The 1,051-nt window shown below is 51.1% G+C and carries 1 protein-coding gene; it reads left to right on the forward strand.

Annotated elements, in window-relative coordinates; genetic code table 11:
• The coding region (locus tag ACTHUR_RS11820; protein ID WP_440398699.1) for a class I SAM-dependent methyltransferase family protein at nt 1-911 on the forward strand (911 nt) is incomplete at its 5' end.
• Nucleotides 912-1,051: the final 140 nt, after the last annotated feature.

Consider the following 1,051-nt stretch of genomic DNA (forward strand, 5'->3'; position numbering starts at 1 on the left):
GTTTCAATCAGCCTTTGCAACAAGTCGATCTGACTCAAGCGCACTTATTTGGAGACAGCCGTCGCGAAGCTGACGAACTGGCGACGCCTTTGCCTGTTTGTACGCCTCGCGGCGCATTCTGGGCAATATATCGCGCCTCGCTCAAACTGGGTTCGCGCTGGAGTGAAGGCTTGAGAATCGGTCAAGAAACAGGTTTTGATTCGGGCAGCACATTGGATTATGTCTACCGCAATCAAACGCAAGGCAGCAATGCTTTCGGTGTATGGGTGGACAAATACTATCTTAACGCTATCGGCTGGCGCGGCATTCGCCAACGCAAAGTCAATATCGGCAAAGCCATTCAGACGGCCTCAGCCAAACTGCGTGAAGCAGACAAACCGGTACACGTTTTGGATATCGCATCCGGTCATGGCCGCTATGTATTGGATGCCCTGACTGCCGACACATTGCCTAATTCCGTACGCTTGCGCGATTACAGTCCGATTAATGTCGAAGCCGGTCGCAAGCTGATTGCCGAGCGCGGCTTACAAGACACGGTTACCTTCAATGAGGTCAATGCCTATGACCGCGCCAATTATCACGATTTACAGCCGCGTCCTACCCTGGGCATCGTCTCCGGCCTGCACGAATTGTTTGCCGACAATGATTTGATTTTGAACTCGCTCTACGGCTTTGGAGAAGCCATTGAAACCGGCGGCTACCTGATCTACACCGGCCAGCCGTGGCATCCGCAACTGGAAATGATTGCCCGCGCCCTGACCAGCCACAAAGCAGGCAACCCAAACTGGGTAATGCGCCGTCGCAGTCAGCAGGAAATGGATCAGCTGGTTGAAAAAGCCGGTTTTGAAAAAATCCATCAATGGATAGACGAAGACGGTATTTTCACCGTGAGCTTGGCAGTGAAGAAATAAAAAAATAAAGGCCGTCTGAACAATTCTTTAACTTTCAGACGGCCTTATTTAAACCATGTACCTATCCATGAAACCCTCCCTAAAAACCTCCCTGCTCAAGCTGATTTTAGTTGGCGCACTGTTCTACACCAGCTACGGCC

Source organism: Neisseria sp. P0021.S007, from assembly GCF_051956855.1.